This window comes from Nesterenkonia sp. F (assembly GCF_000220985.1).
In the GTDB taxonomy this organism is placed as follows: domain Bacteria; phylum Actinomycetota; class Actinomycetes; order Actinomycetales; family Micrococcaceae; genus Nesterenkonia.
This window is the reverse complement of record NZ_AFRW01000056.1, coordinates 1-1,503: the sequence shown is the minus strand read 5'-3', so window position 1 is coordinate 1,503 and position 1,503 is coordinate 1. Positions and strand designations below refer to the sequence as shown.

Annotated in this window: 1 protein-coding gene; it reads left to right on the top strand. The window is 75.8% G+C overall.

All coding sequences use genetic code 11. The features are described from left to right. On the top strand, positions 1-1,455 hold a 1,455-nt coding region (locus tag GU5_RS14040), incomplete at its 5' end, for an SbcC/MukB-like Walker B domain-containing protein (RefSeq protein WP_010524408.1). Positions 1,456-1,503 lie beyond the last annotated feature (48 nt).

Here is a 1,503-nt window from a genome sequence, read left to right as displayed (position 1 = left end):
CCTGAGCAGGCCGCAGAGGCAGAGTCCGCGGAGGATGCGGAGATCGACGTCGCGACGGCCCGGGAGCTGCTGGAGGCCGCCCGCCGACGTCGCACCCGGGCCGAGGAGTCCCGGGCCGCCCAGCATCGGCTGGTCACACAGCTCGAGGGCCGTCGTCGGCGGCTGGAGGCGCTGCGGACCGCGCTCCAGGAGGCCTCCGCGGAACGTGCCGCCGCCGCGGCCGAGGTCGAGCGGCTGGACGAGGAGACGGCGGCCACCGAGACGACGCTGGCCCGACTGCGCGGGGACTATGGGTCCGTGGAGGCCCGTGTGGCCGCCGTCGACGCGCTGCGCACTCGACTGACGCGTGCTCGCGAGTCGGTGCAGGTCTCGCGGCAGGCCGGCGCCGAGGCCGAACGCGCCGCCGCGCAGGCCGCCGAGCGGCTGGCCGAGTCGGACTTCGCCGACCGTGCCGCGCTCGCCGCCGCCCGGCTCGAGCCGGCCGCGCGGCAGGACCGCGAGACGCGGATCGCCGAGCATGATCGGCACGGGCAGCGCCTGCAGCTCGAGGCCGAGCAGGAGGACGTCGTCGACGGCCTGCAGCGGCTGGAGCGGGGAGAGGCTCTGCCCGAGGAGGACACGGTCCTCGCCGCCGAGCAGCGAGCGGCCGCCCGCGCCGAGGACGCCGAGACCGCGGAGGCCGCCCGGCGGCGCTTCGCCGACCGGCGCGGGGATCTCACGACCCCGCTGGAGCGGCTGCGCGGCGCACTGGTCGAACGCGACGAGCGTTCGGCCGACCAGCGCCGTCGGCGCGAGCTGGCCGACACGCTGAGCGGCCGCGGTCCGGACAACACGCTGCGGATGACGCTGACCAGCTACGTGCTCGCCGCCCGGCTGGAGAAGGTCGCCCGGGCCGCGACTCGCCACCTGCAGACGATGTCGGAGGGCCGCTATCAGCTGCTCCACGACGACTCGGCGTCCGGGGGCGGACTGCGCGGCCTCGATCTGAAGGTCCACGACGAGCACAGCGACCACGAGCGGCCGACCTCCTCGCTCTCCGGCGGGGAGACCTTCATGGCCGCGCTGGCGATGGCCCTGGGCCTCGCCGAAGTGGTCCAGGCCGAGGCCGGCGGCATCAGCATGGAGAGCCTGTTCATCGATGAGGGCTTCGGCTCGCTCGACGAGGAGAGCCTGGAGCACGTCATGGCCGCGCTGCATCGGCTGCAGGGCGAGGGCCGCCGGGTCGGCGTGGTCAGCCATGTGACCGAGATGCACCGGGCCATCCCGACCCAGCTGCAGGTCGACCGCGGCCGCCGCGGCTCCACGCTGCGGCTGATGCTGCCCGATGGCGAGATCTCCGGAGCAGAGCTGGCCGCGGCGGCCGAGGAGCCCGACGGTGCGGCGGCGGGGGAGCCTGAGCCGGTCGCGCCGTCCGGCGAGCAGTCCGACGCACCGGCCCGGGAGCCGGTCCGATGAGCCCGCAGGAACCTGCCGCGCAGCACGGTGCCGCAGCGGCCGGGACCG